General features: G+C 40.5%; 12 protein-coding genes. 9 read left to right on the top strand and 3 right to left on the bottom strand.

From position 1 onward, the window contains the following. Positions 1-182: 182 nt before the first annotated feature. Entirely contained in the window at positions 183-2,531 is a 2,349-nt protein-coding gene (locus ACLCEG_RS09945) for a hypothetical protein (RefSeq protein WP_410567347.1), read from the top strand. 46 nt (positions 2,532-2,577) lie between these two features. Here ACLCEG_RS09945 and aroE read toward each other — a convergent pair whose 3' ends face one another. The 3 genes from aroE to ribA all read right to left on the bottom strand — a co-directional run bounded on the left by aroE (position 2,578) and on the right by ribA (position 5,226). Then, positions 2,578-3,366 (bottom strand): shikimate dehydrogenase, encoded by a 789-nt coding sequence (gene aroE / locus ACLCEG_RS09940; protein WP_410567345.1) that lies wholly within the window; start codon positions 3,364-3,366, stop codon positions 2,578-2,580. A gap of 178 nt (positions 3,367-3,544) precedes the next feature. After that, on the bottom strand, positions 3,545-4,495 hold the full coding sequence (gene hemF / locus ACLCEG_RS09935) for an oxygen-dependent coproporphyrinogen oxidase (RefSeq protein ID WP_019457803.1): 951 nt from the start codon (positions 4,493-4,495) through the stop codon (positions 3,545-3,547). Between the two features lie 128 nt (positions 4,496-4,623). Then, positions 4,624-5,226: a GTP cyclohydrolase II gene (gene ribA, locus ACLCEG_RS09930; RefSeq protein WP_001121170.1), complete on the bottom strand. Its 603-nt coding sequence runs from the start codon at positions 5,224-5,226 to the stop codon at positions 4,624-4,626. Positions 5,227-5,529: 303 nt separating this feature from the next. Between ribA and dxs the strand changes: the two genes are divergently transcribed. The 8 genes from dxs (at position 5,530) to ACLCEG_RS09890 (ending at position 14,308) form a co-directional block, all read left to right on the top strand. After that, on the top strand, positions 5,530-7,434 hold the full coding sequence (gene dxs, locus ACLCEG_RS09925; protein ID WP_410567343.1) for a 1-deoxy-D-xylulose-5-phosphate synthase: 1,905 nt from the start codon (positions 5,530-5,532) through the stop codon (positions 7,432-7,434). 121 nt (positions 7,435-7,555) lie between these two features. Continuing rightward, complete coding sequence (locus ACLCEG_RS09920; protein ID WP_019457801.1) at positions 7,556-8,386, top strand: inositol monophosphatase family protein; 831 nt, start codon at positions 7,556-7,558, stop codon at positions 8,384-8,386. 410 nt (positions 8,387-8,796) lie between these two features. After that, complete coding sequence (locus tag ACLCEG_RS09915) at positions 8,797-10,662, top strand: DEAD/DEAH box helicase (protein WP_039253555.1); 1,866 nt, start codon at positions 8,797-8,799, stop codon at positions 10,660-10,662. A gap of 404 nt (positions 10,663-11,066) precedes the next feature. Continuing rightward, entirely contained in the window at positions 11,067-11,885 is an 819-nt protein-coding gene (locus ACLCEG_RS09910; RefSeq protein ID WP_004705339.1) for an ABC transporter ATP-binding protein, read from the top strand. Continuing rightward, positions 11,882-12,658: a lipid asymmetry maintenance ABC transporter permease subunit MlaE gene (gene mlaE, locus ACLCEG_RS09905; RefSeq protein ID WP_004705340.1), complete on the top strand. Its 777-nt coding sequence runs from the start codon at positions 11,882-11,884 to the stop codon at positions 12,656-12,658. The genes ACLCEG_RS09910 and mlaE overlap by 4 nt, the downstream gene beginning before the upstream one ends. Next, positions 12,658-13,341 carry an outer membrane lipid asymmetry maintenance protein MlaD gene (locus ACLCEG_RS09900; protein ID WP_019457797.1) on the top strand — a complete coding sequence of 228 codons (684 nt, stop codon included), beginning with the start codon at positions 12,658-12,660 and terminating at the stop codon, positions 13,339-13,341. Before mlaE ends, ACLCEG_RS09900 begins: the two co-directional genes overlap by 1 nt. Positions 13,342-13,367: 26 nt before the next feature. Then, positions 13,368-14,009, top strand: a complete 642-nt coding sequence (locus ACLCEG_RS09895; protein WP_039253560.1) for a phospholipid-binding protein MlaC — start codon at positions 13,368-13,370, stop codon at positions 14,007-14,009. 11 nt (positions 14,010-14,020) lie between these two features. Next, entirely contained in the window at positions 14,021-14,308 is a 288-nt protein-coding gene (locus ACLCEG_RS09890; protein ID WP_019457795.1) for a lipid asymmetry maintenance protein MlaB, read from the top strand. Positions 14,309-14,310: the final 2 nt, after the last annotated feature.

The raw sequence follows: 14,310 nt of genomic DNA, 5'->3' as shown, positions 1-14,310 counted from the left end.
ATACAATGTTAATCACACCCGAAAAGAATGTCAGAAAAGCGAATTTTGTCGAAAATAAATACACCGTAAATTATATTTTCTGATAAAGTCAGGTCTTATACTTTTATGTGAAAAAACAACTAATTTTTTATTTTTAGCAAGTTTTGCTGAAAAGATAAAGCGATAAGGTTTTAAAAAAGGTTATGCATTTAAAATATCTCAGTTTATGTTTATTTAGTTTGGGCTTGACGGCGTGTGCGCAACACAGTGTGCGTCCGCAATTGGCATCTGCGAATTTAGAGCAAAAAGCTATTCAAAGCGTTAACGCGATGTATGAATATCCAAGTTATGATTATCGCGGAAACTTTAAAGTTACGGTTGATCCATCACAAATAAAGCAAAATTCAAAAGCTGAAAATACACCTAAGCTTGATGCTGAATTACAAAAGAAAGTTGATCAGTACCTACGTGAGCAAAAGGTTGGCTTAAGTAAAGCACAGAAACAAACCCTCTATGCGGCTATTGCAAATGAACAAGGTGATTTGGGACTGACCTCATCAGCACGTTCTGACAAAGTAAATGCCGTATTAATTAATTTATTAAATGATCTTCAATTTAGCTATGACGGCTCAATTCATTATCGTCAGAAAATGGGTTCATTTAACCTAACTGCCAGATATGAAAAGCCAACGCTATTGGTCCAGGCAAAATTGCCAATGGTGCTTGATTTAGAAAATTATAAGTTTTATGTAAATTACTTTGGTTTAATGCCGTATTTAGTCAATAAAGAAAATCAAAACAATTTAACTTACATTGATTTTTCAAAGTACAAAGACTTCTTTAAAAATGTCGATATGAAGAAGTTTGTTGAATATCTTAAAGCTTCTAGTGCAGTGTCATATCGTTTGGCTGACCCGCAAAACTTACAACGTGTATCTCTGACAGATAGTGATCGTAAGGCTGGGGCTGTTGATAAAATTCGTTTGAAAACTACGATTGAAGAGTTACTTCTAGAAGTTGAGCTGTATGGTCAGGTCAATGATAAATACCTTCAAAAAAGTGTTTTAGGCTTCGATAATGAAAAGATGGCAGAAAAGGTAGCAACTGAGCTTGCTGCTTCTGAAGCAAAAAAAGGAGCGGCTAATAAGGAAGAACAAAAAGTTTCTTCCGATGATGCTGCTGCTGTAAGTCAGGAACTATATAGTTTAATCAACGCACACTTTGATGGCGCTCTTTCATCAGATGATGAAGGTGAAGATAATTTAAGTGCGGCGGCGCAAGCTCCTGAAGCTGCAGATGCATCGGCTTCTGAAGACGAAGATGCCAGTGAAGAAGCTGCTGCAGATGGTGTACAAGATGCACAAGCTGAAGAGGTTGTAACTCTCACTGAAGATCAATGTATTGAATTAAAAACACTGAAGAAACCTGTTGCTTTAGGTGATATTAATTATTGCCAAGTTTATGGCATTGATGTGCTAGACCAGAGCGCTGCAAGTGCTGAAAAAGTTCAAACTAAGTCTCGCCGAGACGCTTTAAAACAAACGTTTGAAGCTTATAACCAAAACCAGTTTATCAATGATGAAACTTTCAAAGCTTTATGGTTAAAACATAAAGCTGAGATTGAGCAAGCTTTACCGAAGCAAAGAAATCCAATCACGATTGATGTGGCTTTAGATGACAAAGGCCGTGCAGTGAACATGGCTTATGATGTTGCTTACACGCCAGCCGAGTTTAAACATAGCTTCAATATTAAAGCTGATATGCAAATTTTAAACTATGGCAAAGCAACCTCAATTGATCAGCAGCAGCTTAAACAAGCTAAATCTGTAGCTGAAGCAAGTAAAGGTTCTATGCTAGAAAACTTTATTAAAGGCTTTGGTGATAAACTCGGTCAAGGTGATGTGTTAGAGCATCCAGTAGGCACGCATAGTGACGTACAAGATCTAGATGCAAATCTGGCTGTACTTGCAGATAAAACCTATGACGCAACGCATGCCTATGACAAAACTTATAAAGCAGTATTTATTGCCAAATTGACTGCTGAAAAACCGTCATATATTAAGTATTACTCTGTTCAACAGCTACAAGAAATTGCTGAGGTTTATGCTTACTGGTTCTCAGAAGAAGATACCTATAATCCTCAAGGAAAAGCCTTAGAACGCATTACAGCTTTACAGAAAAAGCATCATCTTGAGCAAGATGAGCAGTTTGACCATGAGTTAGGTCGTGCTGTAGATCATATTGTAATAGAGACCATGCAAGGTAAAGCAGGGCGTGAAGCTTGGCAGAAATTACAGAAGCAATATAAACAGCCAGCCCAACTTTTCTCAAAACAGTATCAGTTAGAGTTTGAAAAACAAAACGGTGTTTCTGCTGAAGAAAAACATTTGTTATCAGAAACGGCTGATATTTTAGGGAACGTTTATGTGGCCGCTCGTAAACAACAGCTTACGGAAAAAACAATTCAGAAGTTAAAACCTGAACATAATGAATTTATTGATTATGAAATTTTCCGAGATGTTTATAAGCAAATGGTCGCTGCTAAAAAATAGTAAATGAGATAAAAAAGAACCTACTTAAAGTAGGTTCTTTTTTTGTTTATAAGAAATCTTTTAAGTCTGGCCTTACACCATTCCAGATATAAAAAGCTTCAATCGCTTGGCCTACTAACATGCCAAAACCTTCTGCATAAGGCACATTGCGTTGTTTCGCTTGATCTAAGAAACTAGATGGCTTGCCATAAGCCATTTCATAAGCATGTTTGAATTGTAATTTTTCAGGTAACTGTAAAGCATCGCCTGAAAGGCTTGCAGAAGTCGCATTAATTACAATATCAAAATCGCCGTCTAAGTCATTTAAGGAAATTGCTTGTAGTTGAGCTTGCGGAACTGCTGTTTTTAAGTCATCTACAAGTTGCTCTGCACGAGACAGAGTTCGATTTGCAATCACAATCTTTTTAGCACCAGCCTGTACCAGTGGATAAATAACACCACGAGTTGCACCACCAGCCCCTAAAATTAAAATAGTTGTATTTTCAAGATTCCATTCTAATGCTTGAATTGCGGCAACTAAGCCTTGACCATCAGTATTGTCACCATGCAATTTGCCATTTTCCATCCATAACGTATTTACAGCTTTAGCAATTTGGGCACGCTCAGTTAACACATCACATAAAGCAAAAGCTTGCTCTTTAAACGGAACGGTAACGTTCATACCACTTCCGCCCTCTGCAAAGAAACTGCGCATGCTTGATTCAAAGCTATCGAGAGGGGCAAGACGTTTTTGATAGTCGAGATCAACACCTGTTTTTTGAGCGAAAGCATGATGCAATTCAGGAGAGCGTGATTGTTCGATTGGGTTGCCAATTACTGCAAACTGTTTGGTCATTCTTGTATCCAAAATTTTAAAATGGCATGAAGCAAATAAAGCCTATACTGAATATTCAGCAGGCCTCACTATAAGTCAAATTGGCACAAGAAAAAATATTAGGAGAGTGTCAGAAAACTTGAAAAATAAAAAAGGAGATTCTTTAGGGTGGAAGCCAAAGAATCCCCAAAACAAAAAATTAAGCGACTTTTTCTTTTAAGCCTAACCAATCACGAGGTTTTAAGTAGTAGTCAGTTAAACGTTTTTCTGGTGAGTCTTCATCCCATTCAGGACGATAAGACCATGCAGCTAAATTAGGAAGACTGACTAAAATAGACTCGATACGGCCACCTGTTTGTAGACCAAATAAAGTACCACGGTCATACACTAGGTTATATTCAACATATCTGCCTCGGCGATAAAGCTGAAATTCTCGTTGAGCTTCGGTATAAGGTTGTTCACGGTGTTTTTCGAAAATTGGCAAAATGGCATTTAAATAACCGTTGCCTACAGCTTGAATATATTTAAAGCAAGTTTCGAAATCCCAGCAATTTAAGTCATCAAAAAATAAACCACCGACACCGCGCTGTTCGTCGCGATGCTTTAAATAAAAGTAGTCATCACACCATTGCTTGTGTTCGTTGTAAACATTGTCGCCAAAAGGTTTACATAGGTCATAAGCAGCTTGATGCCAATTTAAAACATCTTGGTCATCTGGATAAAATGGCGTTAAGTCAAAACCACCACCAAACCACCAAATTGGATCTTGTCCTTCACGTTCTGCAACGAATAAACGAACATTTGCATGAGAGGTTGGAATATTTGGGTTTTTAGGGTGAATAACTAAAGAAACACCGAGTGCTTGAGCTTTAGCACCTGCAATTTGAGGGTGACGTTCTGTTGCAGAAGCAGGAAGTTTGCTAATGTTGATGTGAGAAAACATCACGCCGCCTTTTTCGATCACTGTACCATTTTGCAGCACACGTGAGCGACCGCCGCCGCCTTCTGGACGTTCCCAATCATCAATAATAAATTCTGCCGTACCACCGCCAGCTTTTTCTTGTTGTTCTAAACCAGCGCAAATACGGGCTTGTAAATCGAGGAGAAATTCGCGGACACGTTGAATATCTGTGGAAGTCGGATGTTGCATAATGACCCTCAAAGATGATTGATATAAATTAAATACATCAAAACATAAAACCATAAAAAAAGTAAGGGATTTTTTCTAAATCTTGAAAAAATCCCTTAAACATTGTTTTTTAAACTTTACCCTTGAAATCAAAAATCATCTTTTTGATAAAGGTGATCCATTCTTTCACGTTTGGTTTTTAAATATTGTTCATTAAAAGGATTACGACCTACGGTTAACGGTACACGGTCTACAACGTTAATACCTTGATCTTTGAGTGCCTGAATTTTCAAAGGATTATTGGTAATTAACTTCACTTCTTTTACTTTTAAGTGATCAAGCATAATGCTACACATATCGTAACGACGTGCATCGGCAGGTAAATTCAGTAGTAAATTGGCATCTACTGTATCGTGTCCCTGATCTTGTAGGGCATAAGCACGAATTTTATTCGTTAATCCAATTCCACGACCTTCTTGGCGTAAATATAGAATTACGCCTTGTCCTGCTTCATTGATGAGTTTTTGAGTCGCTTGCAATTGTGGGCCACAATCACATTTCAATGACGCAAAAGCATCACCTGTTAAACATTCAGAATGTACACGGACTAAAACAGGGCCTGTTGGCGGATTTTCTAACCCTTTAGAAAGTGCCACATGTTCTTCACCTGTTGCTGGATCTTGAAACACAGAAATATTGAATTCACCAAAAGCGGTCGGGAGTTTTGATGTTGCAATGAACTCTATAGGCACAGATTAACTCATCTTTTAACCGAAAACGGTTTAAAGTATAGCGTAATGCTGGGAGATTGGTCGAATTGTCATAATCATTTTGCACACTAAGGTTTTCTTTTTTGTATAAAGAAGACGATAATAGTTGATAAATAGTCAGATTATTCAGGATAATCTGCCAACCATACCCATAATGTATGAGAGACTGCTTTGCATGATCTCGTTCGCAAATGTGGCTGATTGAAGGTGACTTCATTCGATTGTATGATCGACCCATTTTGACCCAGCTTAGGATTTGCCAGGCTTATAAAGGCTTTGCCACATATGTTGTATACCGAAATTCCAACTCAACGCCCTGTTACGCCATTGTTAGATGCAATTGATCATCCTCAACAATTACGTCAGCTCGAGCATAGCCAACTGGTTCAAGTGGCTGATGAGTTGCGTCAATATATTTTATATGCAGCAGGCCAGAGTGGTGGCCATTTCGGTGCTAACCTCGGCGTGGTTGAGCTGACGGTTGCGCTGCATTATTGCTTTAATACACCAAATGACCGTTTAGTTTGGGATGTGGGACATCAAGCATACCCACATAAAATCCTGACTGGACGTCGCGAACAAATTACCACTATCCGTTCAAAAAATGGTTTAGCAGCTTTCCCTGCCAGAGAAGAATCAGTTTTTGATACTTTCGGAGTGGGGCACTCATCGACAGCTATTTCTGCTGGCTTGGGCATGTCACTTGCACGTCGCTATCAAAATGACCCATGTGAAGTGGTATGTATTGTGGGTGATGGGGCAATGACTGCGGGCATGGCTTTTGAAGCAATGAACGACGCTGTTGCACATGATGCTGACTTGATTGTTGTCCTTAATGACAATGACATGTCAATTTCTTGCAGTACAGGTGGCTTCGCTAAGCATTTAGCTGCAATTTGGGAAAAGGGTCATTTAGTCAATGTAGATGAACATGGTGAGGCTTACATTCAGCCACACCCAAAATGGACTTATAACTCTCGCTTACACCAATCAGCAACCGATGCAGCAGATAATTTATTTAAAGCAATTGGTTTTGACTATTTTGGTCCATTTGATGGGCATGATGTTACTCAATTAGCTCAAGTTTTTAACGCGCTCAAAAAACGTAAAGGGCCGCGTTTAGTACACGTTTATACCAAGAAAGGAAAAGGATTTGCTCCTGCTGAAGCAGACCCGATCACTTACCATGCGATTGGTAAAATAAATGCTACCTCAGGTGGCAAAACTCCACCAAAGTATTCCGATGTATTTGGTGAATGGTTGTGTGATGAAGCTGCTCAAGATGAACGTCTGCTTGCGATCACACCTGCGATGTGTGAAGGCTCAGGCATGGTTAAATTTGCCAAGCAATTTCCACAGCGTTTCTTTGATGTCGCCATTGCAGAGCAGCATGCTGTAACACTTGCGGCTGGTATGGCTTGCGAAGGGCTCAAACCTGTTGTTGCAATTTATTCAACATTCTTGCAGCGCGGTTACGATCAGCTTATTCATGATGTTGCCTTGCAAAACCTTGATGTAACTTTCGGAATCGACCGTGCAGGTTTAGTGGGTGAAGACGGCCCAACTCATGCTGGTGCTTATGACTATGCTTATATGCGTACTGTCCCGAATATGGTGATCATGGCGCCAAAAGACGAAAATGAATGTCGTCAAATGCTCCATACAGCTTATGTCTACAATGGCCCAGCCGCAGTACGTTATCCACGTGGTGCTGGTGTTGGTGTCGAAATTCAAAAAGAAATGGTGCTCCTTGAATTAGGTAAAGCTGAAATTGTTGCAGAAATTAATGCAAACAATGATGAGCAAATTACAATTCTAGCGTTTGGTAGCCGTGTCATGGTTGCTATAGAAGCTGGTGAGCAACTTGCACAAAAACATGATGTTGGTGTGCGTGTGGTAAACATGCGCTTTGTAAAACCGCTTGATGAACAAATCATTCGAGACTTGGCTGAGCATACTCATTTATTCGTAACAGTTGAAGAACATGCGATTATGGGTGGTGCAGGTAGTGCAGTGAATGAGTTTATGGCACAAGAACAAATTGTTAAACCTATCATTAACTTAGGTTTGCCAGACTCATTCTTGCATCAGGCTTCACATAATCAAATGTTGCAAGATTGTGGTCTAGATACGAAAGGTATTTTGAACTCAATTGAGAGAGCTTGGCTTAAGCAAAATCAGGTCGTTTAAGCCTTTCACAAAAAATTTGAAACATTTTTTCCCATAAAGCGCATTCATTTGCTAAAATGTATGCGCTTTTATGCATTATTCTTTGTCAAAATCTTCAAATTTGTATTGTAGTGGGTGTTCAATGGAACCTATGGTGGTTATGGCTGCGCGTGCGGCTCAAACAGTTGGTCAAGAGCTTTTAAAAGCGCATCAAAATCGTCATAAACTCGATTTGCAAGTTGAAGAGAAAGGCATTGATGGCCCGGTAACACGTGTAGATCGTTATTTGGAACAATTAACGATTGATACATTACGTAAAAGTTATAAAAACCATAGCTTCTTAGGTGAAGAGTTTGGTATGCAAGAAGGCAAAGGCCACGATGCAGACTGGTGCTGGGTCATTGACCCGCTTGATGGCACGCAAAACTTTATTAATGGTTTCCCTCATTTCTGTATTTCTATTGCAGTTCAACATAAAGGTGTTACTCAGCACGGCGTAATTTACGACCCAGTGCGTGACGAATTGTTCTCTGCAAGTCGCGGTCGCGGTGCGGTTATGAACCAACGCCGTATTCGTGTAAATGTAAAAGATAGCTTAGAAAATACATTCTTGGCAGTAGGCCATCCTTACCGTGCTAAACGTGCTGGTGAGATCGTATCTTATGCAGAACAACATTTCGCATCATTATTAGCAGTGACTCAAGCGGGTGCTCAAATCCGTCGTGGTGGTTCAGCTGCTCTAGACTTGGCTTATGTTGCTGCTGGTCGTTTCGATGGTTTCTTTGAACTTGGTTTAAAACCATGGGACATCGCTGCTGGTGAGCTTATTATTAAAGAAGCGGGCGGTGTAGTTGTTGATGCTCGTGGTGGCAATGATTCACTTGAAAATGGTCAAGTGATCGCATGTTCACTTAAAATGTTAAAGCCATTAATGCAAACTGTTGTTCCTGCTTGGGACAAAGCTGCAAAATAATTTAGAAATAGTTTCTCTGTTAAGACCCTCTTTTTATAGAGGGTTTTAACTTTTTAATGATCGGTAAAATACAAATAATAATAGAAATAACGAGAAAGTTGATTAAAACACATGACTTTTAAATTCTTTCTGCTATAATCCGCCCACGCACTTAAATTTCCGTTCATTACCTGAACATTCTGTTCTATTCATTGTAAGCGCACGCTGTCCATAGAGAGGACCATTTCTTGCGCCCCGATCGCTCAGCGATTCTTCAGGTTCGGCCGTAATCAAGCGTGCGTTTAATCCACATCGTCGTTACTCGGATTGCCGCTGAATAATAAGGTTCAGCTAATTTTGCTTTGCCGCTTTGTGCCGATGTCTATTTTGTACTTATTAAAAATGGAGCACCCATTAGGGTGAAACTCTCTATGAGCAAAACTTTTGCCGAATTTTCTTTGCATGAAACCTTACAACAAGCGCTTGAAGGTTTAGGTTTTACTACCCCGACTCCTGTGCAAGAACAATCTATTCCTGCAGCTTTAGAAGGTAAAGACCTTTTAGTTTCTAGCCAGACTGGTTCTGGTAAAACTGCAGCTTTCTTATTGCCGACATTAAATAACTTGGCTGGTCAAGAAACTTTCGTTCCGTTCAAAGAACGCATGAAAGCAGTAACTCAACCAAATATTTTGGTTATTTCTCCTACTCGTGAATTAGCACAACAAGTAAGCCAAGATGCAATTGCATTTGTACGTCACATGAAAGGTGTTCGTATTGCTGCAATTATGGGTGGTATGCCATTTGCTAAACAAATTCAACAGTTAAAAGGCGCGCAAGTTGTTGTTGCAACACCGGGTCGTTTACTTGACTTGGTAAACCGTCGTCAAATTAAATTAGACCAAGTAGATGCTTTAATTGTTGATGAAGCGGACCGTATGCTTGACCTAGGCTTCTCTGAAGACTTAGAAGCAATTAGCGAATTAGCGGCTAACCGTAAACAAACATTAATGTTCTCTGCAACATTTGCTGATCGTATTATTCGTCTTGCAGCATGCATGATGAAAGATCCAATGCGTATCGCAATTGAAACTGGTCATTCAACCAATACAGATATTACGCAAACATTGCATTGGACTGATGGCTTTGAGCATAAGAAAAAATTACTTACTCATTGGTTAAGTGATGAAAACTTAGATCAAGCTGTAGTTTTTGCAAGCACTCAAGAAGACACTGATATGTTGGCTGAAGAACTTGCAGAAGCAGGTCATTCAGTTGTTGCACTTCACGGTGCGATGCCACAAACAGTGCGTAACCGTCGTTTACGTAGTATCCGTGAAGGCCGTGCGAAGATCTTAGTTGCAACTGACGTTGCTGCTCGTGGTCTTGACGTACCGACTATTTCTCACGTAATTAACTTTGGTCTTCCGATGAAGCACGAAGACTACGTACACCGTATTGGTCGTACAGGTCGTGCTGGTCGTACAGGTCAAGCGATTACTTTAGCGACTTATCGTGAACGCGGTAAGATTCGTGCACTTGAAGAATACTTAGAAGCTCGTTTAAGCGTTTCTGAAATTGAAGGCTTAGAGCCATCTCCACCTCCTGCTCGTTCAGGTCGTGATGGTGGTGGTCGTGGTCGTGGTGGCAATGGCGGTGGCCGTGATGGTCGTCGTGGTGGCGGTTTTGGCGGTGGTCGTCGTTTTGAAGGCGAAAGCAACTTCAAACGTCGTGAAGGTGGTCGTGATGACCGTCCACGTCGTAGCTTTGATGACAAGCCACGTGGTGATCGTCCATTCGGTGGCGAAGATCGTCCGCGTCGTGAGTTCAATTCAGATCGTCCACGTCGTGAAGGTGGTTTTGAAGACCGTCCACGTCGCGAGTTCAATTCAGATCGCCCACGTCGTGAAGGTGGTTTCAATGATAAACCGCGTTTTGACTCGAATGATGACAACCGTGGTAACCGTGTAGACTATAAACCACGTCGTGAAAGCGGTTTTGGTGATCGTCCAAAACGTAGCTTCGGTGGTGAAGATCGTCCACGTCGTAGTTTTGATGACAAGCCACGTGGTGAGCGTCCGTCATTTGGTGGCGAAGATCGTCCACGTCGTGAGTTCAACTCAGATCGTCCACGTCGCGAAGGTGGTTTTAATGATAAGCCACGTCGTAGCTTTGATGACAAACCTCGTGGTGAACGTCCATCGTTTGGTGGTGAAGATCGTCCAAAACGTAGCTTCGGTGGTGAAGATCGCCCACGTCGTAGTTTTGATGACAAACCACGTCGTAAATTCGACCGCTAATCTTTAAAAAGATTTAAAAAAAGGCCAGTTAACAAACTGGCCTTTTTTATTTGTCAGTTTTGCTATAAAATAACAAAATGTGAAGCAGTTCAAATTTAATTGTAATAATGCGTAAAAGTAATCGAAAAAGGGCATCTTTGACATGGTTGAGTAAATTATTACTTCAACATGGGTTGCCATATCTTTTTATTGTACTCGCTTTGTGCAATGGGATTTACTTTGCCTATGCTTTGCTAACAGGCCATTTTGTAGATCAGTTCCAAGTGCTCAATCAGTAAATTCCCTTCAAAAACTAACCTATATTTATACGTTTAGTTGTCTTTGCTTTTGTCAAAATTACAACAAGATTCCCAAAATTCAGTGTTATAGTATGCGGGCATAAAAGTGCAGGAATGATTGCCATTATGAATAATAAAACTCCTCTCTCGACTCAGTCACTCATTGAAGTGAAAAATTTGAGTTTTAATCGAGGGGAACGCGTCATTTATGACAATATTAGTTTAAATATACGTCGCGGTCAGATTACGGCCATTATGGGACCATCTGGTACAGGTAAAACGACTTTATTACGTTTGATTGGTGGACAACTTGTTCCTGATCAGGGTGAAGTTTTGCTTGATGGCAAAGATATTGCTCAAATGTCACGTCAGGAATTGTTTGCCGCTCGTGCGCGTATGGGAATGCTCTTCCAAAGTGGCGCTTTATTTACCGATATGTCGGTTTATGAAAATGTCGCTTTTCCAATCCGTGCACATACCAAGCTTTCTGAAAATTTGATTGCTGAACTGGTTGCTTTAAAGCTTGAGTCTGTTGGCCTGCGTGGAACAGAACAGCTCATGCCTACAGAGTTATCAGGCGGTATGAATCGACGAGTTGCTTTGGCTCGTGCAATCGCGCTTGATCCAGATTTAATCATGTATGACGAACCATTTGCTGGGCAAGACCCGATTGTAAAAGGTGTTTTAACTCGTCTAATTCGTTCGTTACGTGAAGCTTTGGATTTAACCACCATTATTGTTTCGCATGATGTTTCCGAAACCTTATCTATTGCCGATTACATTTATGTCGTAGCGGAAGGAAAGATTCAAGGGGAAGGAACACCGGAAGAATTGCAAAAATATGCTTCTCCTTTTGTAAAACAGTTCTTAACCGGTTCGGCAGAAGGTCCGGTTGAGTACCAGTTTAGCCACCAAGCTTATTTAGATAACGAGGTTCGTCCATGAATACGATTGCCTGGTTAGGTAGACTCGTTATTGAGCGGATTCGAGGGATTGGTGTTGCGGCACTGATGCTCTTACAGATTATTTTTTCATTACCTTCATCGGGTGGTTTTGGGCGTTTCGTCTATCAAATGCATCGTGTAGGGGTAATGTCTTTACTTATTATTACGGTATCAGGTTTATTTATTGGTCTGGTACTCGGACTACAAGGCTACTCAATATTGGTCAATGTGGGTAGTGAATCAATGCTAGGCACTATGGTGTCTTTAACTTTGCTGCGTGAGCTTGCACCAGTTGTTGCTGCTTTACTCTTCGCTGGGCGCGCAGGTTCTGCATTAACTGCTGAAATTGGTTCGATGAAACAAAGTGAGCAGCTTGCCAGTATGGAAATGATTGGTGTTGATCCTTTAAAGCAAATCGTCTCACCACGTCTTTGGGCTGGCATAGTCAGTTTACCAATGTTAACTGTTATCTTTGCTGCGATTGGTATTGTTGGCGGCAAAATGGTTGGCGTTGATTTTCTTGGCGTTGATGAAGGCTCCTTCTGGAGTGGTATGCAAAATAATGTTCAATTTGGCCATGATGTTGTAAATGGCATCATTAAGAGCATTGTATTTGCTTTACTTTGTACATGGATTGCAGTTTTCCAAGGGTATGCGTGTGATCCAACACCTGAAGGCATTGCGACAGCAATGACCCGTACGGTTGTATATTCTTCATTATGTGTTTTAGGTTTTGATTTCGTGTTGACTGCGGTCATGTTCGGAGGGATTTAATGAAATCACGTACTAGTGAGCTGGCCGTAGGTATTTTTGTCATTATCTTCGGTATTGCTTTGTTTTTTTTAGCGATGAAAGTAAGTGGTTTAGTTGGTACAAACTTGAGTGATGGCTACACGATGAAAGCTCAGTTTGACAACGTTAATGGACTTAAGCCTCGTGCTAAAGTAACGATGAGCGGTGTAACAATTGGTCGTGTTGATTCAATTACACTTGATCCGGTTACACGTTTAGCTACAGTAACTTTTGACCTTGATGGAAAACTGACAAGTTTTAATGCTCAGCAGTTAAAAGAAGTTCAAAAAAATGCTTTAGACGAATTGCGTTATAGTTCTGATTATACGCAAGCGACGCCAGCGCAACAAAAAACAATGGAACAGCAACTGATCAGTAACATGTCATCCATCACCAGTATTGATGAAGATGCTTATATAATGGTTGCAACCAATGGTTTGTTGGGTGAGAAATATTTAAAAATCGTACCAGGTGGTGGTCTTAACTACCTTAAACGTGGTGATACGATTTCTAACACCCAAGGAACGATGGATTTAGAAGATTTAATTAGTAAATTTATTACTGGTGGTGGCGCAGGTAAAGTTGCCGCTGGTTCATCATCCTCAGCAGAAGAAAAAGCTCCTGCAAGTACTGACAGCAGCGCACAGCCGTCATTTGTTGAGTAAGAGATTATTTGAAGGAGTGGTTCCAGGTGAATAAGTTGTTTAAACAAACCCTGACAGCAAGTATTTTGTCTACTATGATTGCTGGTACAGCTTTTGCTGCACCTTCAGAAGCACCACCTGATTTTATTAAGCGTGTTGCTGATGGTTTGATTGCGCGTTTGAAAACAGACCATGCCAAGTTGCAAAACAACCCTGCTTTGGTTAAATCAATCATACGTCAAAACTTAGACCCGTATGTTGATTCACAAGCGTTCACTCGTATTGTGATGGGTACTTATGCAACAAATCAGTATAGTACGGCTGCACAGCGTGCTCAGTTTGAAACAAACTTCCGTAATACTTTAATTGAGAATTACGGTAGTGCATTTGCTAAATACACAAACCAAACTTACACCATGCGCCCTTATAAAGCGACAGCAGGTAAAAACCCTGTTGTAACTTTAGATTTCAACCATAATGGCGACAAAATTCCTGTGTCGTTCCAGTTGGCTGATAAAGGCTCACAGTGGAAAATCCGTAACATCAATGTTTCTGGTATTGATTTAGGGTTACAGTTCCGAAATCAGTTTGCTGCAACTGTGAAACGTAATGGCGGCGATTTGAACAAAGCAATTGCGACATTCCAACCTGATGCAGATGCTGCTGTTAATCAGAACAAACAAAAATAAGTAGGTGAAGAGTGGTTCAGTATCTTAACCAAGAGTTAGTTGTTTCAGGCAAAATCGATTTTGAAAATGCTGAGCAACAATACCAAGCTGGATTGGCAATTATTAAGAAGCAAACAAGCTTTCCTTTAATAGTCGATCTAAAACAGCTTGAGCATGGTAATACGTTGGCATTGGCGGTGTTAGTCCAATGGCTACGTCAGACTCCGCAGAAGGCTGGCTTACATTTTAAAAATGTTCCAGAGAAGATGCTGAAAATCATTCAAGCTTGCCATTTGCAAGAAGACCTACATTTGGTCTAGTC

Origin of the sequence: Acinetobacter sp. H1(2024), from assembly GCF_046557555.1 — a bacterium.
Classification (GTDB): domain Bacteria; phylum Pseudomonadota; class Gammaproteobacteria; order Pseudomonadales; family Moraxellaceae; genus Acinetobacter; species Acinetobacter seifertii.
This window is presented reverse-complemented; position numbering and strand designations above follow the sequence as displayed.